The sequence below is a fragment of the Humidesulfovibrio idahonensis genome, assembly GCF_054657715.1.
The window spans coordinates 138879-162966 of sequence record NZ_BAAHYE010000002.1 but is presented as its reverse complement, the minus strand read 5'-3'; the positions used below and the strand labels follow the sequence as shown (position 1 = coordinate 162966).

Sequence of the window (24088 nt, the reverse complement as noted above, 5' to 3'; positions counted from 1 at the left end):
CCGGACTGCGCAATGCGGTCCGGCGTTTTTGCGTGTTCGGGGCTGTGGGCGTTACGGCATGAGCGGGGCCAGGGGCAGGCCCTCGGTCTCCGGCAGGCCGAGCATGAGGTTTGCGCCAAGCACCGCCTGGCCCGAAGCGCCCCGGCACAGGTTGTCGATGGCGGTGACGATGATGAGCCGGCCGATGCGCTCGTCCACGGCCAGGCCCACGTCGCAGAACATGGTGCCGCGCACGAAGCGGGTCTCCGGCAGGGTGCCCAGGGGCAGCACGCGCACCAGCGCCTCGCTTTTGTAACGTTCCGTGTACAGCGCATGCGCCTCGGCCAGGGTCAGCGGTTTTTTCAGCCGCGTGTAGATGGTGGAAAGAATGCCCCGGTTGATGGGCAGCAAATGCGTGTTGAACGAGAGGGCCACCGGCGTCTTGGCCAGCAGCGAGACCTCCTGCTCAATCTCCGGCGTGTGGCGGTGCCGGGTCAGGTTGTAGGCCTTGAAGCTGTCCTGCACCTCGCAGAACAGCGTGCCCACGCTGGCCTTTCTGCCCGCGCCCGTGGTGCCGCTCTTGGAGTCCACCACGATGTCGTCCGTGTGCACGAGCCCGGCCTCAAGGGCGGGCAAAAGCCCCAGGATGGCCGAGGTGGGATAGCAGCCCGGGTTGGCGATGAGCCGCGCGCCGCGCATCTTGTCGCGGTAGATCTCCGGCAGGCCGTACACGGCCTCGGCCAAGAGCTTCGGCTGGGTGTGCGGCGTGGCGTACCACTGCTCGTAGGTGGCTTTGTCGCGCAGGCGGAAGTCGGCCGAGAGGTCCACGACCTTCACGCCCTTTTCGATGAGCGCGGCGGCGATCTCCTGGGCGGTCTTGTGCGGCACGGCCAGAAACACCAGCTTGCACGCGCCCGCCATATCCGCCGGGTCGGGCATGGTCACGGTGAGCGCGCCCATTTTGCCCAGGTCGCCGGGGCCGGCCAGATAGGGGTACAGCGCGGCCAGGGGCTTGCCCGCCTCCGACCTTGAAGTGGCGCGCACCAGCTCCAGGCCGGGATGGCCCGCCAGCACGCGCGTCAGCTCCATGCCCGTGTAGCCGGTAACGCCGACGAGTCCGACCGGAATGCGCTTGCTCATGGGCTACTCCACCTTGCTGACGTATTTCATGCGCAGTGTGTAGAGCATTTCGCACAACAGCTTCTGCTCTTCCTCGTCCAGGCCGTTCTTGGTTTTCTGCTGCAGCATGGCCAAGATGTCGATGACCTGCTTGGCCAGGTGCGGCTGAAAGTCCACCTTGCCGGTGCTGGGGTCCGGGGCCTCGCCCAGGTTCACCATGGCCGAGGAGGACAGGGACAGCACAAAGGTGGAAAAGTCTATGTCGGGCAAGCCCATAAGGTGCTCGCCGCAGCCGCAAGATTTGCTCTCGGCCATGATCGCCTCCATCATCAACGGGATGCCTAGGCCATACACCTTCCCCGCGCGCCGCACAAGGCCAAGACGCGGCGCGACGCCTGGGATTCAGCGTCCGGCGGGGCTTTGCATCACGCCGCGAAGGATGTACAAGGGGGCAACTGCGAATCTGTGCGGCAAGGAGACTTCATGATTGCGTTTCTGCTTTTTCTGGCGGCGTTCGGCCTCGGCATGGTGCCCTTTGGCCTGTATGTGGCGAAATTCGTCAAGGGCATAGACCCGCGCGAGGCGGGCAGCAAGAACGTGGGCGCCACCAACGTGGCCCGGCTGTGCGGCGCGCCCTGGGGCGTGCTGACCCTGGCGCTCGATTTGCTGAAGGGCTTTGTGCCCGCGGTGCTGGCCCCGGCCGACACGAGCTGGCTTGCTCTTTCGTTCATTGGCGGCGCGGCCATTTTGGCGCACGCGTACTCTCCCCTGCTGAACTTTCGCGGCGGCAAGGCCGTGGCCACCACGGTTGGGGTGTTTCTCGCGCTGGCGCCGGGCGCGCTCATCGTCTCGGCCATTTGCTGCCTGCTGGTGATCTGGCTTTCCGGGTACGTGAGCGTGGGCTCGCTGACGCTGGCGCTGGCGCTGCCCGTGTTCTGCCTGCTCTCCGGCAATTGGGGCATGATTCCGCTGGCGACCGGCGTGATGCTGTTCCTGTTCTGGCGGCACAGGGAGAACATCCTGCGCCTGGACCGGGGGGAGGAGATGCCGTGGCTGAAGGGGAAGAAGAAGGCGGAAGAGGGGGCGTAGGGTAGGGGATGACGTAATTGCATCCCGCTTAGTAATTCATCTCATGAGCACAAAAAGCTTGATTTTCGGGTCGAATTTCGATTAGGGAATAAATATGAATGAAATAATAAAGAAAGCTTTTGAAGGTGGCAAGTTAATCCTACTGCTCGGCGCGGGAGCATCATGTACGTCCTTTGACAGACAGGGGAACAACGTACTTATGGGCAATTCTCTCTCTAGGCATATAGCCGAGTCAAGCGGACTCCCTTACTCTGGAGAAGATCTTAAAACTACATACACAGCAGCAAAAAGTATCCTAGGTGATCGCCTTCAAAATATTCTAGAGCTACTATTTAAACACTGCAAACCGTCAGAGTCCTATAACACTATAGCAAAATACCCATTCGCAAGGATCTACACATTAAATATTGATGACGCATTTGATGTTGCCCTACGCATAAATTCAAAACAAAAAATTAATTTCCGGGTTAGGAAAAGCAGCATTCACGAACAAGACATGTTGTATATCGAAATGGATTACATAAAGTTAAATGGTTCAATTGATCGACCTGAAGACGGCTATATCTTCTCACCTAAGGATTACGCAGATGAAAGCAACAAACAATCTCCTTGGTACCAGGAATTAGCTCAAGATTATCATCAATATACTTTTCTTTTTATTGGTACAACAATAGACGAGCCTGTTTTCTATCAACAGATTGAACGTCATGCGGTCAAGCATGGAGCAACCGCTCCGACAGCCTTCTTAATTACCCCATCGATCACTCCAATCAAAAAACAATCTCTATTCTCCGAATACAAAATCGAACATATAGCGGGAACCCTGGACACTTTTGCACAATGGCTTCTGCATAGTTACCCGATCGCACCAAGCACAGAGGAAATCGCATGCAATCGTACGCCTCCATTAAGAGCAATTCTAACTAATGCCCCCCAAAACGAAAAAGATAATGTAGCTAAATTGTTTTCGAAAATGATCACTGTGAGCAGATCTAACCTAGCTTTATTTATAAATTCCGAACCTGGGAAGATACGAGATTTCTATAGGGGTTTTAAACCAACCTGGGGTGATATCGTTGATGGTGTGCCTGCGATATTGAAATCAACAACAGATCTTATTGATTTGATCGAATCAGAATACACAACAAGTTGCAATTTTATTGTCACATATGGTCCTGCAGGATCGGGGAAATCAACCATACTTAGACAGTCTGCACTTTCAATTTCCGAATCAAGTTCGATTCACGTTTACTTTGTAGAAGGAATTGCGGATGATTTGTATGCTTCAGTTCAATATCTCGAAAGAACAGCCGCTGAAAAATACATACTATTTATTGATAGGATCGACAGCAATAGAGATGACTTACTGCGAGTCTTTAACGATAAAATAATCCACAATGGACTTATTGTTGGTTGCGAGAGTCAGAACATATGGGAATCACGAACAAAAGCACATCTTGGACACTATGCGAAGACCATAAAACTCTCGACTATTGACGAAAAAGATGCTGATAAAATTCTCGAAAAGCTTGAACAATTTGGGCCATGGACCAGACTGGGGAAGATGACCCCAGCACAGAGACGTGCAGAGTTATTAACAAAATCCAAGAGACAACTTCTTATTGGTTTATTAGAATCCACACTAGGGAAAGGTTTCGAAAAAATTATCGAAGACGACTATTTACTGCTTACATCTGGAAAGGACAAAACGCTATTCACCATTGTCGGATTGGCGACAATACATCGTTCATCTTTGAGCGAGAAGTTAGCCATGCGTGCGTTAGCTTCTCTTGACATCGAAAGTGATATATCAATATACGAAACGCGTTTGGCTGGAATCATCCACTTTGACAACAACAGATTAACGGCTCGCCACCCCGTATATGTCAGACATCTATTCCAATATCTTACTCCAAAGGATTTACTCCAAAAATGCATTTATGCCATATTATCAGCGTATACTGTTTACGATGCGCCAATTATTAAGCATGTAGGTAAACAAGAGAGCAGTCTGTTTCGTAGCCTTATCAATCACAAATTCCTGAATGAATTTTTGAAAAAAGATAAACTATTGATCTTAGGGATTTATCAATCGTTTGAAAAACATTTTGAAACAGATGGGTTATACTGGCTGCAGTATGGGCTTGCTCTTCGCGATTTCGATGATCAAGAGAATGCTTACCATAAGCTTTTAACAGCATTCGAAGCACATAAGCACCCCCACACGGAACACGCTCTCGCTCAACAAGAGCTGATATTGGCTGACAGAATAGACTCGAAGACAAAAGCATTAGCACTTTTAAATACAGCCAAAGAGCGACTCTTAAAATTAGACAAGGTGCTCATCAGTGATGACACTTACCCACTGGTGACGTTATCTGAAGCACAGACAAAAATTACTCTTAGACATGAAGGTGTTGATGCTGCAAAAATAGTTGCTAAAGAATATGCTAATATACTGTCAGGCAGGATCAAAAGATCGTCACAAGACATTCGCCTACAAACAGCATGGACGAGGCTTACTACTTTTGCCACGACAGGGGAGTGGATTGAAGCAGTACGGTGAGGCCTCCAGAAGCCCCTCACTGCACCACGTCACTCCCCATCTCCACGTCCCATATGGCCACGCCATCGTCCGACGCCTCCACAGGCGCGTTCGGGTCGCGGGGCGGGCCGGTCAGCGGGTCGGTGGGCATAAGCCCCAGAATGGCCGCAACCAGCGGCACCAGGCCGGAGCGTTTGAGCGCCGTCACCGGGATGGCCGCCGGATACAGCCGCTGCATCACCCCGCGCTGGTCCTCGTCGAGCAGCTCCCACTTGTTGAGCGCCAGAATGCGAGGCGTTTCCGAGAGCTCCATCTCGCGCAGAATGCTCTCCACCGCCTCAATCTGCTCCACCGCCTCCGGGTGCGAGGCATCGGCCACGTGCACCAGCACGTCGGCGGACTCCAGCTCCTCTAGGGTGGCGCGGAAGGCCTCCTTCAAGTCCGGCGGCAAGCGGCGGATGAAGCCCACGGTGTCGGTGAGGATGACCTCGCGCTCGCGCGGGAAGCGGATGCGCCTGCTCGTGGGGTCGAGGGTGGCGAAAAGCTTGTTCTCGGCCAGCACCGCGCTGCCGGTGAGGGTGTTCAAAAGCGTGCTCTTGCCCGCGTTGGTGTAGCCAACCAGCGCGATGACCGGAGCGCCCGCCTTGGCCCGGCGGTCGCGCGTGCCGCTGCGCTGGCGGCGCACCTCCTCCAGGTCCTTCTTCACCTTGGTGATGCGCTCGCGCACTCTGCGGCGGTCGATCTCAAGCTTGGTCTCGCCGGGTCCGCGGCCGCCAATGCCGCCCATGAGGCGCGACATGGCCGGGGTTTTGCCCACAAGCCGGGGCAGCGTGTACTTGAGCTGGGCCAGCTCCACCTGCAGCTTGCCCGCGCGGCTGGTGGCCCGGTGGGCGAAAATGTCCAGAATGAGCTGGGTGCGGTCGAGCACGCGGCGCTCCGTGGTCTCGGCCAGGTTGCGCAGCTGCGAGGGCGAAAGGTCCTGGTCGAAGATGACGATCTGCGCGCCCGTTTGCAGGCACACCACCTCCAGCTCCTGCAACTTGCCCTTGCCCAGAATGTGGCGCGAATCGCCCTTGGGCACGCGCTGGATCATGCGCGCGGGCGCGGCCAGACCGGCGGTGCGGGCCAGCTCGGTCAGCTCGTCCAGGCTGCGCTCCTGCACGATCTTGGGCGCGGAGGACACGCTGACGAGCAGCGCGCGTTCGCGGCCCTCGTCGGCCTTGGCCGCGCGCTCCTGCCTGGCGAACTCATCCTCCAGGGCCTGCACCATGGCGGCGTGGTCCACCTCGCACTTGTCCCAGCGCACCGGGGGCAGCACGTCGTAGGGTTTGCTGTCGGCCGCGGCAAGGGCGTTCACCGGCACCACATGGGCCAGGTGCAGCTGCTGCGGCTCGCCGAAGTCGCCCACGGTGAGGGCGGAAACGCTGTCCAGGCGCAGGGCCACCATGTCCGTCAGGTCCTCCTGGGTCAGGGGCTCGCCGGAAAGGTGGGTGTGCAGAAGGCGCAGGCCGCGCAGGCGTTTTTCGCCCAGGCGCGCGCGGGGCAGCTCTGGAATGTAGATGGCGGCGGGGTCGCCCACGATGAGCATCTCCACCCGGCCCTGGCGGTCGATGAGCAGGCCGAGCTGGCGGCCCACGTCGCGCGAGAGCAGGCCGAGCTCACGCGCCTGGTCCGTGGTGTAGCCGCCACCCGCCGGCGGAAACCGGCGGGTGGTCAGGCGGGAAAGCCGTTGGATCTGATTGGCCTTGAGGCCCTGGATGTTGCCTTGCGGTTTCTGGGCGATGGTGGAAAGCCTCCCGGCTTGTTACAGGGGCGCGCTCGCCAGGTATTTGGCGATCATGTCGTCGTAGGCCGAAACGCGGGCAAAGGTCTCCGCAGCGAGTTCGCGGCGCAAGGCCAGGGAAACGCCTTCCGGGTGGGCCGCAAGGTCGGCCTCGATGCGCGGGTAGTAGGAAGGATCGGGCACCACGAGCATGGAGTGGAAGTTCTTGGCCGCGGCGCGCAGCATGCACGGCCCGCCGATGTCGATCTCCTCCACGGCGGCGCGCAGGTCCACGCCCTTGGCCGCGGCGTCGGCAAAATTGTACAGGTTCACGCAGACCATGTCGAAGGGCGCGATGCGCAGCTCCTCCAGGGTCAGCATGTGGCCCGGGTTGTCCTTGTCGGCCAGGATGCCTGCGTGAACGCGCGGATGCAGCGTTTTCACGCGGCCGCCCATGATCTCGGGGAAGCCGGTCACATCGCTGACGCTGGTGACCTTGAGGCCCGCAGCCACAAGCTTTTTGTGGGTGCCGCCGGTGGAGATGAGCTCCACGCCGCGCGCGGTGAGGAAAGTTGCGAAATCAGCCAGACCCGACTTGTCGGTGACGGACAGAATTGCCCGACGGATGGGAAGGAAGTCCATGCACAGCCTCTCTCTGTTTTGAAAGGTTGTGCCAGAAGATCCGGCCCAAGGCAAGCCGAGGCGGATTTGCGTAAGACTGGCGGCCCCGCATATGCGGTTCCCTGTCCCCACCCGACCGACCGGGCGGGGACAGAGAGCCATTAGGGAGGGGAGACCGTCGGTTAGGCGTCGAGCAGGTCGAGCAGCTCGCGCGCTGGTGCGAAGTCGGGATCGTTGGCCACGATCTGCTCAAGCTGCGCCTGGGCATCGTCCTTGCGGTCGAGGCAGACCATGCAGCCGGCCAGAGAGTAGCGGACTTCGCTCTTGCCCGGATTGATGGAGAGGTAGCTCTCCAGCGCCGGAATGATCTGCGGGAGCCTCTCCAGCTCGTGTCCGAGGCGGATGATGCTCAACAGCGAGACCATGTTTTCCGGGTTCTTGGCCAAGGACTGCTGGAACAGCTCGAAGGCTTCTTCCTTCTCGCCGCGTTCCATCTTGACCAGGCCGATGCCGGCGAAAGTTTTGTCGGTGGCGTCGATGCCGTGGGCCTTGGAGTACAGGTCGAGGGCGTTATCAAGCTCCCCGCGCTGCACGGCGATGGTGGCCAGTCCAAGGTAGGGATCCGGGTGGACCCCGTTGGAGGACGCGGCCTTCTTGTAATAGCCTTCGGCCTTGTCGAGCTCACCCATGAACAGGTAACACTCGCCCAGTTCCTTGTTGATCTCGTAATCCAGATGACTCATGGTTCCCCTCCGTTTTCTCTTTCAAGCCCGCGTCTCCATGCGGACGGCAAAAGTTGCGCGGCTCTGAAGAGCCTGCTCCGCATATGCACCAAGTGTGCCAAGGAAAAAACAGCCGTTTCTCCACGTCTTGCCGCCCACGCCCGCCCACGGGGCGCACGTCACGCCGCGCACCGGCTTCTATCCGCTTCTTTCCGCGCGCGCGTCTTCAATACTCTGGCGCCCGGAATGCGCTCCCCGCGTTTGTGTAATTTTAATAGTTAGATTTCAATATGTTATTCACTTGGAACGGCCTTTGCTAAGACTCCGCAAAACCGAAAGGCCAGCCACAGGGCGGGCCACGGCGAGAAAAGGGCGAAAGCCCAGGAGGAGCAAGGCATGAAAGGTCTTTTCGAACAACACTTCGGCGTCGTGGAGAAGGTTTTGGACCTTCGTCTCCAGCGTCAAAATGTCGTCATGGCCAACATCGCCAACGTGAGCACCCCGAAATACAAGGCGCGCAAGCTCGCCTTTGAGGAAGATCTGCAAACGGCGATGAACCTGGATGCAAAGGGCAAGATGGCCCGCACCAATGACCGCCACCTGCCGTCCGAATTCGACGTCAACGGTTTCCAGGGCAAGGGCCTGACGGAGTTCAAGCCCCGCATGGTCTACGGCGAAGACACCGTGGACCTGGACAAGGAAATGGCCGCCATGGCCAAGAACACCATGATGTACAACGCCCTGTCCGACATTGAAGCCAAGAACTTCTCCGGCATCCAGAGCGTTATCCAGGAAGGAGGCAAGTAAATGGACTTCATGAGCGCACTCGACGTCAGCGCCAGCGGAATGAAGGCGCAACGCACATACATGAACGTCATCTCCATGAACCTGGCCAACGTGAAGACGACCAGGACTCCGGAGGGCGGCCCCTACCACCGCAAGAGCGTGGCCTTTGCCGCAACCCCGGTGTTCAACCCCTTCGACAAGGTCATGGAGAACGCGGAGGACCGCGAACTCAAGGGCGTCAGCGTGCGCGGCATCATCACCGACAAGCGGCCCATGAAGAAGGTCCACGAGCCCGGCCACCCCGACGCCGACAAGGAAGGCTACGTGAGCTACCCGGACATCAACGTGGTGGAGGAGATGGCCAACATGATCACCACCATGCGTTCGTACGAAGCCAACGTGCAGGCCATTCAGGACACCAAGACCATGTTCAACAAGGCTTTGCAGATAGCCCGCTAGCGCACAACAGCTGAAGGAGCATCACCATGATCGTCAAGTCCGTCGCCATGCAGGCATACCAGAACGCCCTGAAGGCCCAGCAGACCCTGCAGACCGGCATCAGCGGCGCCACGAAGAAGGACCAGGCCTCGCCCAACGGCTTCATCGACACCATGAAGGCCAGCCTGGAGAAGGTGAACGACATGCAGAACGAGAAGTCGAGCATGGTCCAGTCCTTCGCCGCCGGCAAAGACACCAACGTCCACGAGCTCATGATCTCGCTGCAGAAGGCGGGCCTGGCCATGAGCATGACCGGCGCCGTGCGCAGCAAGATCCTGGCGAGCTACCAGGAACTCACCAAGATGCAGTTCTAGGCCCCGCGCCACTTAAGAGCACAGGAGAAAGAGCATGCCCCCGAAAATCCTCGAATACCTCACCAAGGCCAAGAACCTTTGGACCGCGCGCAGCCTGACCCAGCAGATGGTCATCGGCGGTTTGGCCGCCCTTCTGACGGCGGTGTTCGTGGCGGGCATCATCTATATGAACAAGCCCGACTTCAAGGTGCTTTACACCAAGCTCTCCAACGAGGACGCCGCCAAGGTCGTCAACATGCTGAAGGCCACCAAGGAGCCCTACCAGCTGGAGGACAACGGCCAGACCGTTTTGGTGCGCGCCGAGCGCGTGTACGAGATGCGCCTCAAGATCGCCAGCGAGGGCAACCTGCACGGCCAGGGCATCGGGTTCGAAATTTTCGACGAAGTCAAGATCGGCCAGACCGACTTCGTGCAGCACATCAACTACCAGCGCGCGCTCCAGGGCGAACTCGCCCGCACCATCATGGAGTTCCCCAAGATCGAGAACGCGCGCGTGCACCTGGTTGTGCCCAAGAAGAGCCTGTTCATCGAGGAGCAGACCCCGCCTTCGGCCGCCGTCGTCCTCAAGATGAAGGAAAAGGACGCCAAGCTCGAGCCCAAGGAAGTGCAGGGCATCGTCAACCTGGTGACCATGGCCGTTGAGGGCCTGGACAAGAAGCGCATCACCGTCACCGACCAGAACGGCCAGCCGCTGTACCAGCCCACCGACGACGAGGCCAACCAGGGCATGAACACCACCCAGATCGAGCTCAAGGCCCAGATGGAGCGCAAGATCGAGCGCCGCATCGAGGAGCTGTTGACCCCGGTTCTGGGCCCGCAGAAGGTCATCGCCCGGGTGAACACCGAGCTCGACTTCAGCCACAAGACCATCAAGAAGGAGCTGTACAACCCGGACAGCCAGGTTGTGCGCAGCGAGACGAGAAGCGAGGAAACGGTCAACGGCAAGGCCGCCCTCGACGGCGCCGCGCCCGAGGCCAACTTCCGCGGCGACGGATTCCAGGGCACCCAGAGCTCGCAGGACTCCAGCCGTGAAACGCGCACCACCAACTACGAGATCAACAAGGAAGAGCAGCAGATCGTCGCCCCCGTGGGCGAATTGAAGAAGCTGGGTGTTGCGGTTATTGTGGATGGCACGTACACAAAGGACGCCAAGACCGGCCAGATGACCTATGTGCCGCGCACCGAGGAAGAGATCACGCGCATCAAGACCCTGGTGGCCAGCGCCGTCGGCTTTGATAAGGACCGCGGCGACAACATCGAAGTGTCCTCCATCGCCTTCGGCTCCGCGGACATGAACGAAGGCCCCTCGCTGGTGAAGAACTTCCTCGACCTGAGCGGCAAGCTCGGCAAGCCGCTGTTGACCGGGCTGCTGATCTTCCTCTTCCTGATCCTGGTCGTCCGTCCCGTGGTCATGGCCCTTATCCGGCCCAAGGTTGCAGAACAGGAGGTTGAGGAAGTGGCGAGTCTGCCAAGCACGGAAGAGCGCCTGGCCATTGAGGAAACCATCGAGATTCCGGAAGAGGCGCTCGACACCTCGCGCCGTCTGGAACTCTTGAAGACCCAGGCGATGCAGCTTACCGAACAGAACATGGACCAGGCCATCCGGCTCTTGAAGTCGTGGGCCAGACAGGAGGCGTAAGACGTGGCCAGCTTCACCGGTCCCCAGAAAACAGCCATCATCATGCTCGCCCTGGGCGAGAAGTTCACGGCCGAGGCCTTCAAGCGCATGGAGCGGCAGGAGATCGCCACCGTGTCCAAGGCCATGCTGGACATCGATTCCGTGTCCCGCGAGGACGTGCTTGAGGTGCTGAAGGAGTTCAACGACGCCATAACCTACGGCGCCGAGACTCTCATGGGCGGCGCGGACCAGGTGAAGCGCATGCTGACCAAGGCTCTCGACTCCGAGACCGCCAAGTACATTCTCGACACCCTTGAGATCAACACCGGGCCCACGCCCTTCCAGGAACTTTCCAACGTCAGCCCGCGCATTCTGGCCCAGATTCTGCGCAACGAACATCCGCAGACCCTGGCCCTTATTTTGGGCCACCTGCACCCGGACCAGGCCGCGGAGCTCTTGTCCAACCTGCCAAGCGGCGTGCGGGCAGAGGTGCTCATGCGTTTGGCCAAGCTGGAGGCCGTGGCCGAGGAGATGCTCCACGAGGTGGACAAGGTGCTGCAGAGCCAGCTCATCGCCATGGGCGGCAAGGAAGGCAAGAAGGTCGGCGGCATCAACTCCGTGGCCGAGATCTTGAACGCCGTGGACCGCGCCACCGAAGAGGAAGTCCTCTCCGAGATCGAGGAAGAGAGCCAGCAGATGGCCGACGACATCAGAAACCTCATGTTCGTGTTCGAGGACATCAAGGCCCTGGACGACCGCAGCATCCGCGAACTGTTGAAGGACATCAGCAACGAGGAGCTGACCAAGGCCCTCAAGGGCGCCAGCGACGACCTGAAGGACAAGTTCCTCAAGAACCTGTCCGAGCGCGCCGCCAGCATGATCCGCGAAGATCTGGAGATCATGGGCCCCGTGAAGCTCTCCGAGGTGGAGGGCGCCCAGCAGAACATCGTCAAGACGGTCCGTCGTCTCGAAGGCGAAGGCCGCATAGCTATCAGCAGAGGCGGCGGCGATGAATTCATCTAATCCAGAAACGTGCGCGCCCCCGCGCTATTCCGGCCGCGTGCTCATGGGCTGCGACTCGCCCGGCGCGGGCTTCATCACCATTCAGGAGATCGAGGGCAAGCGCCACCGGCCCGTTTGGGACGAAGCCACCGAGGTGGAGTACATCGGCCGCTGCAAGCAAAAGGCCCAGGACATGGCGCGCGAGATCATCTCCGAGGCCATGGCCAAGGCCGCCGTGGAGGCCCAGGCCATCCGCGACACGGCCCGCGCCGAGGTGGACCAGGCCGTTGCCGAGGCCAAGGCCGAAGCCGAAGCCGAGGCCCAGGCCCGCCTGGACGCGGAGGTCACGGCCCACGTGGAGGCCATGGGGCTGCTTCTGGCGAACATCCAGACCCTGGGACGCGAGGTGTGGGACGCCCGCCGCCACGACTTCGCCGAACTGGCCAAGCGCTTCACCAAAAAGGCCCTGGGCGTGGAGATGGAAACCCGCCGCGCCGAGATTCTGGAGCGGCTCATGGACGAGGGCTGCGCCCGGCTGGACGCCCACCGCGAGTTCACCCTCAAGGTGGCCCCGCAGGACCTGGAGCTTGCCGGCACCCTCATGGAGCAGATACAGGCCGCGCGCCCGGATTTGGGCCAGTGGAGAATTTCGTCCGACGCCTCTTTGACCCTGGGCGGCGTGATGCTGGAAACCCCGGAAATGCTGGCCGACAACGCCATAGGCAACCGGCTGGCGTTGCTTGAGCCCTACCTGGAGCAGCTGAGCCTGCCCGAAACCATGCCCGGCGAGGCTCCCGCAAGCGAGGAAGCACGTGGCGATAGGCCCTGAGGGACTCGCCCAAGCCATTGACGACCTGGAGCTCTGTCAAACCTTTGGCAAGGTCACCAGGGTCATCGGCCTCATAGCCGAGGGCCAGGGCATCCGCCCCCCGGTGGGTTCCGTGTGCCACCTGCTGCCCGAGGACCGCGACTCCGAGCCCATCCCGGCCGAGGTCGTGGGCTTCAAGGAAGGCTCCTGTCTGTTCATGCCCTATGGCGACATGCGCGGCATCCGCCCGGGCAGCCTCATCAAAAATTCCGCCTCGCCCCCGCATTTTCCCGTTGGGCCCGGCCTGCTGGGCCGCACCCTCGACTCCTTCGGCACGCCCATCGACGGCAAGGGCATGATCGCCCCGGAAAGCTTCGTGCCGCTCTACCGCAACCCGCCCAATCCCATGGAGCGCCCGCGCATCGACCAGCCGCTGGATGTCGGCGTGCGCGCCATCAACGGCCTGCTCACCCTGGCCAAGGGCCAGCGCGTGGGCATCATGGCCGGCTCCGGCGTGGGCAAAAGCACGCTCATGGGCATGATGGCCAGATACACCAAGGCCGACATCAACGTCATCGGCCTGGTGGGCGAACGCGGCCGCGAGGTGGTGGAGTTCATCGAGCGCGACCTGGGCCCGGAGGGCATGGCGCGCAGCGTGGTCATTGTGGAGACGAGCGACAAGAGCCCGCTGATGCGCATGCGCGCGGCCTTCGCCGCCACCGCCGTGGCCGAGTATTACCGCGACCAGGGGCTCGACGTGCTGCTCATGATGGACTCGGTGACGCGTTTCGCCATGGCCGGACGCGAGGTGGGCCTGGCCGCGGGCGAACCGCCCACGCGCGGCGGCTATACGCCAAGCGTCTTCGCCCAACTGCCGCAGCTCTTGGAGCGCGCGGGCAAAAGCGCCGTTGGCTCCATCACCGGCATCTACACCGTGCTTGTGGACGGCGACGACTTTTCCGAGCCCATTGCCGACGCGGTGCGCTCCATCCTCGACGGGCACATCGTGCTCACGCGCGAGCTGGCCGACCAGGCGCACTTTCCGGCCATCGACGTGCTCAAGAGCATCAGCCGTCTGCGCAGCGAGGTCGTTGCGCGCGAGGACATCGAGGCCGGGCGCACGGTGCTGCGGCTCATGAGCACCTACAAGCGCGTGGAGGACATGGTGAACATCGGGGCGTACCAAAAGGGCGCCAGCGCCGACGTGGACCGCGCCATCACCATGGTCGGCCCCATCAACGCCTTTTTACAGCAGTTCGTGGGCGACAACGAATCGCTGGAGACCTGCTTCAACAAGCTCAAGGATCTGGCGAAGCAGGGAAGCTAACCGTCCCTCTTACGCCCCTTCCTCAGCCACAAAACGCTCCTCCGCTCCACCCAGCCCGATGGCCACCACCACCCGGTTGCGGCCGCTCTGCTTGGCTTGATACAGCGCGGCGTCCGCGCTTTTGAGCATGGTTTCCAAATCGCCTTCTCGCGCGCCGGTAACGCCGATGCTCACCGTCACCGCAGCCCCGCCCATGACCGGGAAGCGCGCCTCCGCAATGGCCAAGCGCATGCGCTGGGCCAAAAGCCCGGCTTCGCGCAGCCCCGCCTGCGGGACGATGACGGCAAACTCCTCACCGCCGTAGCGCGCAAACACGTCCTCTTTGCGCAGCGCCCCGGCGCAAAGCGCGGCCACCGCGCGCAGCAGTTTGTCGCCCGCCACATGGCCCAGGGTGTCGTTCACCTGCTTGAAGTGGTCCAGGTCGAGCATGAGCACGGCCGCGGGCATGTTCAGCGCAAAGGACCGGCGCAGCGCCTCGGCCCCCAAAAGCTCCATGCCGCGCCGGTTCAGCGCGCCGGTCAGGGCGTCCGTCTGGGCCATGTGCTCAATCTGCGAGGTCGCCACCTGCAGATCGTTCTCCAGCATGGCCGAATTCATGGCAAAGACGACGTAAAGGTCCAGCACGGACTGCACGATGCGGTAGAACACGGAATAGACGCCCAGCACATCGCCCTGGCCCATGGTCAGCAAGGTGAAACCGGGCACGGACATGGCATTGACGCCGCGCACAATCTGCAGGCCCGCGGTGACCAGATAGCTGAGGCACAGGATCTTCATGCCGGGCAAGCGACGGCTGCACAGCCAGGGCAGCTCCAAGGCGATGCGCAAGGAAAACAGCAACGCAGCGATGGAAAAGATCACCACGCGGCGCTCCAGATACGGATCGAACACTATATCCGCCGTCTGCACCAGGCACACGAACGCCACAAAGCACGCATTCTGCATCGTGCGCGTCCGCAAGTGCGGCAGGCGTCCGTATTGCCCCAGACCATGATACAACAGCACATCCGGCCCCAGCAGCACCACGTTGCTCAAAATCACCAGCAGCACGCTTTCGCCCAGCTTTGCGCGCAGCATGAGCACGGCTATGCCGGCAAACACCAGCACCGCCGCGAGCATGAGGGTGCGGAAACCAGGATACACCCGCCGCTGCGACGCGTAGTGCCACATGGCCAGCACGCGCACCAGGGTGACGCCGATCAGGACCGGCATGAGCGTGCCGAGTTGGAGAGCGAAGGACAGGGAATTCACAAGACCTCGCGATACGGATGCGTTGCCGGGGCGGGAGGAAGCCCACTCCTTGTTTCAAGCATAATCCAAGAGCAATGCGGCTCCGTCAAGACATCATTGCTCGGAAAAATACTAAAATCCCGGCCATCGCCGCGTGCGGCATTCCCAACCGGCGGCCACAGGCGGATGACGTTGGCGGATGATATGCGCGGATGAGATGCGCGGATGACGTGGCCGAGGGCATGCCTCCGCTCTGCCCTTCTCCAGCAAGGACAAGGAGAGGAACGCAGCGGAAAATTCCGGCGTGGAAAAGGGACTGGGCAAGGCAAAACAAAGGGGCCCCGGGCGTACACGCCAGGAGCCCCAATCGACTGCCTAATCCGTTTTGCGCCCAAGGCGCTCGGCTCAGGCGCAAGGCTCGCGCCCTACCCGTTCAAATTCTTGTTGCGGTGGTCCAGGTGCAGAATGTCCTGCTCGTGGATGCGCAGCACAAAGTCCGCATGCACCTTGAGCCGCGAGGAGAAGGCCCGGCCGCGCGTGTCCGAGGCGGAACCGCCCACGAACTCCACCGCGCCGATGTGCTTGCCGCGCTCCTTCAGGTGGCGGATGGACGGGATGGCGTCGGCGTCGCCGGAGACCACCACGGCCACGTCATAGTTGTCCTGCAGGGCCACCATGTCCACGGCCAGCGCCGTGTCCAGGCCCTTTTCCTCCACCCAGCGGTGCAGGAAGTTCACCTTCCAGTGCCCGGCCTCGCGGATGTCGATGAGGTCCGACGAGGAGCGCACCCCGGCGTAGAACCGGCGCATGCCCTCTATGGCGCGCACCTTCTGGCCGTACCAGTCGCGGAAGTCCGCGGCGCAGGCCTGCCAGGCGGCCTCTTCCAGCTCGTCTTCCGGCATGTTCGGGTTGCTGGCCGAAACGCGGGTCATCCACAGGGCGCGGATCTCGGCATCGCGCACAAAGGCGCCGCGCAGGGCCGTGCGCGACTGCGGGCTCGAAAGATCCCACTCGTCCACGGTGCCCACGGCGTACCAGTACACGCGCCGCAACTGCGCCACTGCGGGCGCGGTCTGCAGGGTCACCTCGTGCCAAACTTTCACTGCTTCGCGATAGATATGCCCGTAAAGTAAGCCGTAATTTCCGATTTCAAGATTCATGGTGCGCAAAGAACCGTACAAATTCGAACCATCAACAAAGAATGCGAAACGTTGCATCGATACTCCTCTCATCTATAGCGACTTTAAAATAATTTCCTCACTCCGTCCAGCAGTCCGCCGGAACTCTTTTGCGGGGTGCCGCCCTGGTGCGGCGACTTCTTTCCGCCCGTCAGAACATTACCAATGCCCTGCACTACGCCGCCCACTGCGTCAAGGGCTCCCTTGCCGATGGTGCGCAGGTAGTCGGTGCTGAAGTTGGGGTTGTCGTATGGGCCGGTGACGCGCATGGGCACCACGAAGCCGAGCAGCCCGGCGCTGCCGCCCTGCCCTTCCGTGCTGGGCACCACGCGCACATGCAGCGTGTAGTCCACCTGCTTGGTAGCGATGTCCACAGTGCCGCGGCCGTCGGCCCGCAGAAACGGCGCCTTGAAGTCCAGGTCGTTGATGGTCGCCACGCCGTTGTTGATGGCCGCGGTGCCGTCGATGCTGCCGAACTTGGTGGACTTCTCCGTGCCGGACTGGGCCTCGCCCAGGGCCTCTTTGCCCTTCTTGGAGCTCTGCACCACGCTCAGCATGTTCACGCCCGGGAACACGCCGTCGCGCACGGCGAAGCGCACGCGGCCGGTCAGGCTGCGCTTCAGCGCGTGCAGGGTGTTGCCCTGCGAAACCAGGGGCGAAACCGTGTCCACGCTCATGACGCCGGAGTACTGGCTCTCCTTGCCGTTGAAATCGCTGAACAGCGGCTTTTGCTGCACGCCGGTCAACTGGGCCGAGAGCGTCACCACCGGGTGTTCGCCCTGGGCGTCCACGCGCATGGAGCTCTTCAAGCTGCCGTCGTACAGGCGCGCGTCCACGGGACCCACGTCGAGCACGCCGTTCTGCGCCATCATGGGCACCTTCAGGTAGCCGAAGCGCAAGCCCTTGTACTTGAGCCGCTCCGCCGTGATCTGGCCGTCCAGCTTCATCTCGCGCAGCTTCTTCACCGGGAACACGTCGTCCTTGTGCGGGTCGTCCGCGTGGGCCGGGCCTGTTTTGGCCGGTTCCGCCGCGTCCTCGGCCTTTTTGGCGGGCAGAAAGCGGTCCGCGTCCAGCCCGACGATGTGCAGATTGAAGTTGTAGGCCTTCTTGTCCAGGCCGGTGGAGCGGAAGCGCCCCTCCACACGGGCGTCGTCCAGGCTGGCCGTGAAGTTGGGAATCTCGGTGTAGCCCTTGCCGGTCTTGAACTCCAGCGAGGCCGTGATGTGCTGGTAGGCCGCCGCGTCGGCGGTATCGGGCGCTTTGCCCGTGAGCGCGGCGGAAAGCTCCCGGCCGTTGAAGTCCGGGAAGTCCAGCCGGCCCTTCACGTCGGGCGAGTCGTTGATGTTCGCCGCCTGGAACTGGCCCGTGCCCTTGGCACCATATGCGCCGATGGTCAGCCCGGTGCCGGCCGCCGTCTCCTTCTGCGTGTCGACCTTGAGCTCGGCCAGGCCGAAGGTGAACTCGCCCTTGCCGCCGGGAACGGCCTTGCCCGCGGCCGAGGCCTTGAGCAGCAGGTTGGTGAAGATGTGCCGCTTGTCGCCCACGTTGAGGGTGGCCGTGCCGGTGAGCTTGGTCTGGGCGCTCAGCTCCGGCTTGGCGCTTTGAAGCAGGAACGCGGCCTCGAAGTCAAAAGGCTGGCCCGGGCGGATGGCCTTCACGTCCATGTCCGCGCCGGAAAGGGCGTAGCGGTCGCCCAGCACCCGGTCCTCCCAGGTGATGGTGGCGTCGCGCAGCTGGATGCCGTCCAGCGACAGGCCCTCCAGCCCCCACGAGGAGGAGGCGCTCTTCTTCTCGGCTTCCGTGGCGTTGTCGGAGGTGAAGTCCGCCCAGCTCTCGCGGCCTTCCTCGTTCTTCACCAGATGCAGCTCCAGGCCCTCCAGCGCGATGCGGCCCACCTCCACCTTGCGGTACAAGAGGGGCAGCAGCTTGATGCTGACGCGCGCGGCCTGGATGTGCGAGAACGGCTTGTCGTCGAAGCCCGGCGGATTGCTCAGGGTGACGCCGCCGGTCTGCACGCCCAGGCGGGGAAAGAAGGTCAGCTTCACGTCGCCCTCGAAAACCAGCTCGCGGCCGGTCTTCTCCTTCACCAGGCTGGTGATTTCGCCTTTATATTTGTTCGGGTCGACCATGACCGCGAGGAGAATCGCGCCCAGGACAAAGACCCCGGCGATGGCGCCGCCGATGAGCACCAGAATGCGCATGCGCCCTCCTTGGGGGTTAGGCGGCCTTACGTCAGCAGGTCGCGGATGGCTTTCAGCTCGCGCGCCACGTCTTCAAGGGTGGCGGTGAGGGTGGCGGAAAGATGTGTGGCGCGGGCGGCCTCGGCCTGGGCGATGGTGGTCGCGGCATCGGCTGCGGGCGCGGCGGACAAAAGCGGCAGGGGGACGGCGCTTGCGGGCGCGGCGGGGTGATGCGGCTCTGCGGAGGGCTGCGCGGGGCTCTGCGGCGTGTTCTGCGCTCCCGGGGCTCCCGTTGTCGCACCGCTTTGCGCTCCGGGCTGCGCTCCGGGCAGCGCACTCTCCGGCGCAACGCCTTTCGCAGCGACCTTTGCGGCGCCTTGCGGCTGGCCCAGGCGCTTCTTCGCGCCCTCGATGGTCAGACCTTCTTCGTAGAGCAGGCGCTTGATCTCGCGCACGGTGGCCACGTTGGATTCCGTGTAGGCGCGCTGGCCCGCGGGGGTGCGCACGGGCACCAAAACGTCTTTGAATTCGCCTTCCCAAAAGCGCAGCACAAAGGGCTTCACGTCCAGCAATTTGGCCGCTTGCCCGATCTTATACATTCGTCCCTTTGCGCCTGCGTCCATTCTTAAAGTCATAGCAGAGGAAATGCCGGGGGGGAAGAGGGAGGGGGGAGGCTCCCACGCCCCCATTAGCCATTTCGAACTCGTTCCAAAACAAGTGAACTTAGATGACTAACGAATTCTTTCAATGCACAGACCGTAAGAGTCGCCTCCCATACTATCCGGTCAGTTTGTGGATCAACATCTTTCATTGTGATAGCACTCAACTCTCCGTTTTCGCCCTGGAACGCCAGTCCCCAGTGTGCAATACTATTTCTCATTTTCCTAAGCAGTTGTGATAAATCATTGGGGCTATCATTTCCACCTACTCGTCTTGGCAACGCCCAGCCATGCCTTTCGAGATCACCCAAAAGGTACTCCCCAGGTCTGACAATATCCTCTTGCTGTGGCATTATTAATAAGCCAAGCAGCGAGTTAATCAATTGTGTAACTTCATACCGTTCCTCTCCTTCCTGCAATTCCCTGGTTGCAATTATTTCTAAATTGGCCTTCGTCCTCATAATGAAGTCGACGGTACTATCAGCAAATATTGACATCGCTCTCTCCATTGTACTTTTATTAAGAATTAATAGCGTACACAAACACGAAAATAAACGCAAAGGGGAGCCCTCACGGACTCCCCTCTTTTTTGCCCCATGCCGGGGCGAATCGTTTCGTTTAAATGCGCTAGATGCGCACAGGCAGCTTCTGCGGCAGGCCGGAGAGCACCTTGCCGTGCTCCTTGTCCACTTCCTTGTCCACCAGCGTGCGGTCCGCGTGGCGGTAGGTCAGGCGGAAGGTCAGGTTGCGCTCGCCCTTGGATTCGGAGGACTCGGAAGACGTGTTGTCCTGCGGCGCATACACCGCCACCAGGGCCAGGCTCTCCAGGTTCTTCGGCTTTATCTCGCGGATGGCCGCCTCCACCTGCTCCGCCTGCAAGGTGGCCGGGCAGATGACCGTCACGTCGCGCCGCACGGGCGGGAACTTCGGCAAGCTGCGGAAGGCCGGCTTGGTCGCGCGGGAAAGCGTGCGCAGCAAATCGGCGTCCATGTCCGCCAGCCACACGTCCTTGCGGGCGTGGTAGGCGTCGGCGATCTTCGGCTGCACGCGGCCGATGCGCCCCACCAGATGCACGCCGGTCTTGCTGGCCACCTCCACGCGCACGCAGGGCTCCAGGTAGGGGTGCTCCGGCTCGAGGATGAACGCGGCCCCCTTGTCGGCGGAAGCCAAACGCAGGTGCGCCAGCAGATTCTCCACCAGGCCCTTCACGTCAAGGTAGTCGGCCTCGCCCTGATCCCACGGCCATTCTTGCGTGTGGCGCGGGCCGTGCACCAAAATGCCCAGGCGCGAGTTCTCGCGCGCGCCGGTGTCGCTGGCGGCGTCCTCGTGGAAGGACTTGGCCACCTCGAACAGGCGCAAGCTGGCGTTGCCCTGGGCGATGTTGTGCCGCACGTTGTTCAGCAGTCCCGGGGCGATGGCCGTGCGCAGCACGTTCTGGTCCTCGGAGAGCGGGTTGGCGATTTTGATGCGGCCCTCAAGAGGCAGGTTCAGGCGGTCCAGGTCGTCGGTGCCCACAAAGCTGTAGTTGATGGCCTCGCGCAGGCCGGAGCCCACGGCCCAGGCCTTCAACGCCTGGATGAAGCCGAACTCCGTGTCCGAGGTCTGGGCGGAATCGAGCGACTTGGAGATCTTGGGCAGCACCGCCGGGATGCGGTCCAGGCCGTGCACGCGGCCGCATTCCTCGAAAAGATCCACCTCGCGCTCCAGGTCCAGGCGGTGCGAAGGCGACCCCACGCGCCAGCAGGCCGGGTCGGCTTCGTCGACCGTGCAGCCCAGGCCCGTGAGGGTGGTGCGGCAGAATTCGGGCGTCAGCTCCAGGCCCAGCAGGGCGTTGCACTTGGCGATGCGGAAGATGTGCTCGCGCTTGGCCCAGGGCTTGGGCTCGGCCACGGCCACGCCGGCCATGACCTTTGCGCCGGAAAGCTCGGCCATGAGCTGGGTGGCGCGCTCCAGGGCGAACACGCTGCCCACCTGGTCCACGCCGCGCTCGAAGCGATAGCTGGCTTCGCTCGGCAGGGCCAGCCTGCGGGCGGTCTTGCGGATGGTGCCGGGGCGGAAGATGGCGCACTCCAGCAGCACCTCGGTGGAGGCGTCGCTGATGCTGGAGTTGGCGCCGCCCATGACGCCGGCCAGGGCCACGGGGCGCTCGGCGTCCCAAATGAGCAGGTCGCTGCCCAGCAGCTTGCGCTCCTGGCCGTCGAGGGTGGTGATGGCCCGGCCGCACTCCGTGTCGGGAGTGGCCGGGGCCACGCGGATGACGCCGCCCTTGAGCAGGGTGCGGTCGAAGGAGTGCAGGGGCTGGCCCAGCTCCATCAAAATGTAGTTGGTCACGTCCACAATGTTGTTGATGGGCCGCTGGCCGATGGCGAGCAGCCGGTAGCGCATCCACGCGGGCGAGGGCTTGATGGCCGCGCCGGTGAGCACGCGCGCGCGGTACACCGGGCACAGCTCCGGGTCGTCGATCTGCAGGCGCACGGCCTTGGTGGCGTCGCCCGCGGCCGCGTCCTCCACCAGGTTCAGCCTGGGCATGGTGAGCGGCAGGCCGAAGCCCAGGGCCGCCTCACGCGCAATGCCGAGCACGGAAAGACAATCGGCGCGGTTCGGCGTGATGGAGACCTCGATGACCTCGCGCTCCAGGCGCAGCGCGTCCACAAGGGGCGTGCCGGGAACGAAGTCTTCGGGCAGCACCATGATGCCCGCATGGTCCTCGGAAAGGCCCAGCTCACGCTCGGAGCAGATCATGCCGCAGGACAGCACGCCGCGCAGCTTGGTCTTCTTGATCTGCATGCCGTCGGGCATGGTGGCGCCCATGGGAGCCACGGGGACCTTTTGCCCCTTGGCCACATTGGGCGCGCCGCAGACGATCTGGGCGGGTTCGCCCGCGCCGAGGTCCACGGAGCACACGGAAAGATGGTCCGATTCCGGATGGGGCGCGCACTCCAGCACATGGCCCACCACGATGGCCGCGATGGACTCGAAGGGATCGAGAATGGCCTCGACCTCCAGCCCCTGCATGGTGAGCCGGTCGGCCAGGGCCTGAACAGTGCCGGTATAGGGCACGAACTCGCGGAGCCACTGCAAGCTGATAAGCATATGCGCCTCGTGGATGTGCGGGGCCTTGCGCCAAGGCGGCCCCGGTATGACAAAAAGCCCCGGAACCCTCGCCCCGCGCCGCCCGGAATTGGGGGCGGAGGGGACCAGGGGCCGGGGCCGTGCAGCTTACGAAAACTGTTCGAGGAAACGCACGTCGTTTTCGAAGAACATGCGCAGGTCGCCAATGCCGTACTTCAGCATGGCCACGCGCTCCACGCCAAGGCCGAAGGCGAAGCCGGTGACGGCCTCGGGATCGTAGCCCACGGCGGTGAACACGTTGGGATCCACCATGCCGCAGCCCAGAATCTCGACCCAGCCGGTCTTCTTGCACACGCGGCAGGGCTCGCCCTTCACGTGGCCTTCGCCGCCGCAGAGCATGCACGAGATGTCGACCTCGGCGCTGGGCTCGGTGAAGGGGAAGAAGCTGGGACGGAAGCGCACGTTGGTGTGCGCGCCGAAGAGCTGGCGCACAAAGGCCGTGAGCGTGCCGCGCAGGTCGGACATGCTGACGTTCTTGTCGACCAGCAGGCCTTCGATCTGGTGGAACATGGGCGTGTGCGTCAGGTCGGAGTCGCGGCGGTACACCTTGCCCGGCGCGATGACCGCCACGGGCGGCTTGCGCGAGAGCATGGTGCGCACCTGCAGGGGCGAGGTGTGCGTGCGCAGGAGCACCCGCTCGGAAACGTACAGGGTATCCTGCATGTCGCGCGCGGGGTGGTCCGGGGGCATGTTGAGGGCTTCGAAGTTGTGCCAGTCGTTTTCCACTTCCGGCCCGGAGACGACCTCGAAACCGAGGCCGGTGAGCACCTCGCAGATCTCCTGCATGGCCAGGGTGACGGGATGCAGCGAGCCGCAGGCGGGGCGGCGGCCGGGCAGCGAGGGATCGAAGCCGGACAGAGCGTCCTTGGCGGCCTCGGCCTCAAGTTCGGCCTGGCGCGATTCCAGAAGCGCCACCAGCGCGTTTTTGACCTCGTTGGCCTTCTTGCCCGCGGCGGGCTTTTCCTCGGGTCCCATTTGCGCCAGCGCGCCCATGGCTCCGGCGAGCTTGCCCTTGCGGCCGAGGAACTCGACGCGCAGGGCTTCCAGGTCCTTCAAACTGCAAGCCTGACCCCGGCGCGCTTCGCACTCCAGGGTCAGGCCATCCAGTCCTTCAAGGAAGGACTTCAGCGTCTCGTTCACGGGCCTACGCCTTGGGGGCCTTGGCCGCCTGAGCGATCTGGGCGAACACGGCAGGCTCACGCACGGCCAAGTCGGCCAGCATCTTGCGGTTCACTTCGATACCGGCCTTGGCAAGGCCGCCGATGAGACGGCTGTAGGACAGGCCGTTCAGCCGGGCGCCGGCGTTGATGCGCACGATCCACAGGCGGCGGAAGTCGCGCTTCTTCTGCTTGCGGTCGCGAAAGGCAAAGCACAGGGCACGCTCGACGCGCTCGCGAGCGGTGCGGTACAGGCGGCTGCCCGCACCAATGTAGCCCTTGGCCATTTTCAGGAATTTCTTGTGCCGACGGTGAGCGGCAACACCACGCTTAACTCTCATTTCGTTCCTCCGATTCGTTTA

General features: G+C 62.1%; 22 protein-coding genes. 9 read left to right on the top strand and 13 right to left on the bottom strand.

Translation table 11 applies throughout. The features are described 5' to 3' along the window. Nucleotides 1–51: 51 nt before the first annotated feature. Together argC and ACYQ4W_RS01000 are read right to left on the bottom strand one after the other, a co-directional pair. The gene (argC, locus tag ACYQ4W_RS01005) at nt 52–1119 is read right to left on the bottom strand and encodes an N-acetyl-gamma-glutamyl-phosphate reductase (protein WP_459851828.1); all 1068 of its coding nucleotides are present in this window, start codon (nt 1117–1119) and stop codon (nt 52–54) included. A 3-nt stretch (nt 1120–1122) separates the two neighbouring features. Further along, entirely contained in the window at nt 1123–1413 is a 291-nt protein-coding gene (locus ACYQ4W_RS01000) for a DUF1844 domain-containing protein (RefSeq protein WP_459851826.1), read from the bottom strand. A gap of 168 nt (nt 1414–1581) precedes the next feature. On the opposite strand from ACYQ4W_RS01000, the gene plsY reads away from it, so the two are divergent. Both plsY and ACYQ4W_RS00990 read left to right on the top strand, forming a co-directional pair. After that, complete coding sequence (gene plsY / locus ACYQ4W_RS00995) at nt 1582–2187, top strand: glycerol-3-phosphate 1-O-acyltransferase PlsY (RefSeq protein WP_459851823.1); 606 nt, start codon at nt 1582–1584, stop codon at nt 2185–2187. Between the two features lie 94 nt (nt 2188–2281). Then, nucleotides 2282–4753, top strand: coding sequence for a P-loop NTPase (locus tag ACYQ4W_RS00990; RefSeq protein WP_459851820.1), 2472 nt, complete (start codon nt 2282–2284; stop codon nt 4751–4753). A 16-nt stretch (nt 4754–4769) separates the two neighbouring features. Here the strand turns inward: ACYQ4W_RS00990 and hflX are convergent, their stop codons facing one another. The 3 genes from hflX to ACYQ4W_RS00975 all read right to left on the bottom strand — a co-directional run bounded on the left by hflX (nt 4770) and on the right by ACYQ4W_RS00975 (nt 7858). After that, nucleotides 4770–6368 carry a GTPase HflX gene (gene hflX, locus ACYQ4W_RS00985; RefSeq protein ID WP_459851817.1) on the bottom strand — a complete coding sequence of 533 codons (1599 nt, stop codon included), beginning with the start codon at nt 6366–6368 and terminating at the stop codon, nt 4770–4772. Nucleotides 6369–6536: 168 nt separating this feature from the next. After that, a complete protein-coding gene (locus ACYQ4W_RS00980) occupies nt 6537–7136 on the bottom strand; it encodes an IMP cyclohydrolase (protein WP_459851814.1) in 600 nt (199 codons plus the stop codon). A gap of 161 nt (nt 7137–7297) precedes the next feature. After that, nucleotides 7298–7858, bottom strand: coding sequence for a tetratricopeptide repeat protein (locus ACYQ4W_RS00975; RefSeq protein ID WP_459851812.1), 561 nt, complete (start codon nt 7856–7858; stop codon nt 7298–7300). 375 nt (nt 7859–8233) lie between these two features. Here ACYQ4W_RS00975 and flgB point away from each other — a divergent pair, with 375 nt between their 5' ends. Genes flgB through ACYQ4W_RS00940 form a run of 7 tightly spaced genes read left to right on the top strand, consistent with a single transcriptional unit; the run spans nt 8234 to nt 14190 of the window. Next, nucleotides 8234–8644, top strand: a complete 411-nt coding sequence (flgB, locus tag ACYQ4W_RS00970) for a flagellar basal body rod protein FlgB (RefSeq protein ID WP_459851809.1) — start codon at nt 8234–8236, stop codon at nt 8642–8644. Beyond that, on the top strand, nt 8645–9082 hold the full coding sequence (gene flgC, locus ACYQ4W_RS00965) for a flagellar basal body rod protein FlgC (RefSeq protein WP_459851806.1): 438 nt from the start codon (nt 8645–8647) through the stop codon (nt 9080–9082). A 26-nt stretch (nt 9083–9108) separates the two neighbouring features. Further along, nucleotides 9109–9435: a flagellar hook-basal body complex protein FliE gene (gene fliE / locus ACYQ4W_RS00960; protein WP_459851803.1), complete on the top strand. Its 327-nt coding sequence runs from the start codon at nt 9109–9111 to the stop codon at nt 9433–9435. Nucleotides 9436–9469: 34 nt separating this feature from the next. Next, nucleotides 9470–11074, top strand: a complete 1605-nt coding sequence (gene fliF, locus ACYQ4W_RS00955; RefSeq protein WP_459851800.1) for a flagellar basal-body MS-ring/collar protein FliF — start codon at nt 9470–9472, stop codon at nt 11072–11074. Between the two features lie 3 nt (nt 11075–11077). Next, nucleotides 11078–12076: a flagellar motor switch protein FliG gene (gene fliG, locus ACYQ4W_RS00950; RefSeq protein WP_459851797.1), complete on the top strand. Its 999-nt coding sequence runs from the start codon at nt 11078–11080 to the stop codon at nt 12074–12076. Continuing rightward, nucleotides 12063–12884, top strand: coding sequence for a FliH/SctL family protein (locus ACYQ4W_RS00945; protein ID WP_459851795.1), 822 nt, complete (start codon nt 12063–12065; stop codon nt 12882–12884). The genes fliG and ACYQ4W_RS00945 overlap by 14 nt, the downstream gene beginning before the upstream one ends. After that, on the top strand, nt 12868–14190 hold the full coding sequence (locus ACYQ4W_RS00940) for a FliI/YscN family ATPase (RefSeq protein ID WP_459851792.1): 1323 nt from the start codon (nt 12868–12870) through the stop codon (nt 14188–14190). The genes ACYQ4W_RS00945 and ACYQ4W_RS00940 overlap by 17 nt, the downstream gene beginning before the upstream one ends. 9 nt (nt 14191–14199) lie before the next feature. Here ACYQ4W_RS00940 and ACYQ4W_RS00935 read toward each other — a convergent pair whose 3' ends face one another. The 8 genes from ACYQ4W_RS00935 to rplT form a co-directional block, all read right to left on the bottom strand. Beyond that, nucleotides 14200–15402, bottom strand: coding sequence for a GGDEF domain-containing protein (locus ACYQ4W_RS00935; protein WP_459851790.1), 1203 nt, complete (start codon nt 15400–15402; stop codon nt 14200–14202). Nucleotides 15403–15845: 443 nt separating this feature from the next. After that, entirely contained in the window at nt 15846–16523 is a 678-nt protein-coding gene (locus ACYQ4W_RS00930) for an NYN domain-containing protein (protein WP_459851787.1), read from the bottom strand. A 140-nt stretch (nt 16524–16663) separates the two neighbouring features. Continuing rightward, nucleotides 16664–18799, bottom strand: coding sequence for an AsmA family protein (locus ACYQ4W_RS00925; protein ID WP_459851785.1), 2136 nt, complete (start codon nt 18797–18799; stop codon nt 16664–16666). A gap of 26 nt (nt 18800–18825) precedes the next feature. Continuing rightward, complete coding sequence (locus ACYQ4W_RS00920) at nt 18826–19377, bottom strand: MerR family transcriptional regulator (protein ID WP_459851782.1); 552 nt, start codon at nt 19375–19377, stop codon at nt 18826–18828. A gap of 89 nt (nt 19378–19466) precedes the next feature. After that, nucleotides 19467–19934: a HEPN family nuclease gene (locus ACYQ4W_RS00915; RefSeq protein ID WP_459851781.1), complete on the bottom strand. Its 468-nt coding sequence runs from the start codon at nt 19932–19934 to the stop codon at nt 19467–19469. Between the two features lie 130 nt (nt 19935–20064). Then, nucleotides 20065–22530, bottom strand: coding sequence for a phenylalanine--tRNA ligase subunit beta (gene pheT / locus ACYQ4W_RS00910; RefSeq protein WP_459851779.1), 2466 nt, complete (start codon nt 22528–22530; stop codon nt 20065–20067). Nucleotides 22531–22656: 126 nt separating this feature from the next. Continuing rightward, a complete protein-coding gene (gene pheS, locus ACYQ4W_RS00905) occupies nt 22657–23709 on the bottom strand; it encodes a phenylalanine--tRNA ligase subunit alpha (RefSeq protein ID WP_459851776.1) in 1053 nt (350 codons plus the stop codon). Between the two features lie 4 nt (nt 23710–23713). Beyond that, complete coding sequence (gene rplT / locus ACYQ4W_RS00900; RefSeq protein WP_459851773.1) at nt 23714–24067, bottom strand: 50S ribosomal protein L20; 354 nt, start codon at nt 24065–24067, stop codon at nt 23714–23716. Between the last annotated feature and the right edge of the window lie 21 nt (nt 24068–24088).

Bases quoted from the DNA above. Each gene is read 5' to 3' on its own strand.
- flgC (WP_459851806.1), top strand. From the start codon at position 8,645: ATGGACTTCATGAGCGCACTCGACGTCAGCGCCAGCGGAATGAAGGCG.
- argC (WP_459851828.1), bottom strand. From the start codon at position 1,119: ATGAGCAAGCGCATTCCGGTCGGACTCGTCGGCGTTACCGGCTACACG.
- rplT (WP_459851773.1), bottom strand. From the start codon at position 24,067: ATGAGAGTTAAGCGTGGTGTTGCCGCTCACCGTCGGCACAAGAAATTC.
- ACYQ4W_RS00920 (WP_459851782.1), bottom strand. From the start codon at position 19,377: ATGTATAAGATCGGGCAAGCGGCCAAATTGCTGGACGTGAAGCCCTTT.
- fliF (WP_459851800.1), top strand. From the start codon at position 9,470: ATGCCCCCGAAAATCCTCGAATACCTCACCAAGGCCAAGAACCTTTGG.
- ACYQ4W_RS00990 (WP_459851820.1), top strand. From the start codon at position 2,282: ATGAATGAAATAATAAAGAAAGCTTTTGAAGGTGGCAAGTTAATCCTA.
- flgB (WP_459851809.1), top strand. From the start codon at position 8,234: ATGAAAGGTCTTTTCGAACAACACTTCGGCGTCGTGGAGAAGGTTTTG.
- ACYQ4W_RS00975 (WP_459851812.1), bottom strand. From the start codon at position 7,858: ATGAGTCATCTGGATTACGAGATCAACAAGGAACTGGGCGAGTGTTAC.
- ACYQ4W_RS00980 (WP_459851814.1), bottom strand. From the start codon at position 7,136: ATGGACTTCCTTCCCATCCGTCGGGCAATTCTGTCCGTCACCGACAAG.
- pheT (WP_459851779.1), bottom strand. From the start codon at position 22,530: ATGCTTATCAGCTTGCAGTGGCTCCGCGAGTTCGTGCCCTATACCGGC.
- ACYQ4W_RS00925 (WP_459851785.1), bottom strand. From the start codon at position 18,799: ATGCGCATTCTGGTGCTCATCGGCGGCGCCATCGCCGGGGTCTTTGTC.
- ACYQ4W_RS00915 (WP_459851781.1), bottom strand. From the start codon at position 19,934: ATGTCAATATTTGCTGATAGTACCGTCGACTTCATTATGAGGACGAAG.
- plsY (WP_459851823.1), top strand. From the start codon at position 1,582: ATGATTGCGTTTCTGCTTTTTCTGGCGGCGTTCGGCCTCGGCATGGTG.
- ACYQ4W_RS00935 (WP_459851790.1), bottom strand. From the start codon at position 15,402: ATGCCGGTCCTGATCGGCGTCACCCTGGTGCGCGTGCTGGCCATGTGG.
- ACYQ4W_RS00945 (WP_459851795.1), top strand. From the start codon at position 12,063: ATGAATTCATCTAATCCAGAAACGTGCGCGCCCCCGCGCTATTCCGGC.
- ACYQ4W_RS01000 (WP_459851826.1), bottom strand. From the start codon at position 1,413: ATGGCCGAGAGCAAATCTTGCGGCTGCGGCGAGCACCTTATGGGCTTG.
- fliE (WP_459851803.1), top strand. From the start codon at position 9,109: ATGATCGTCAAGTCCGTCGCCATGCAGGCATACCAGAACGCCCTGAAG.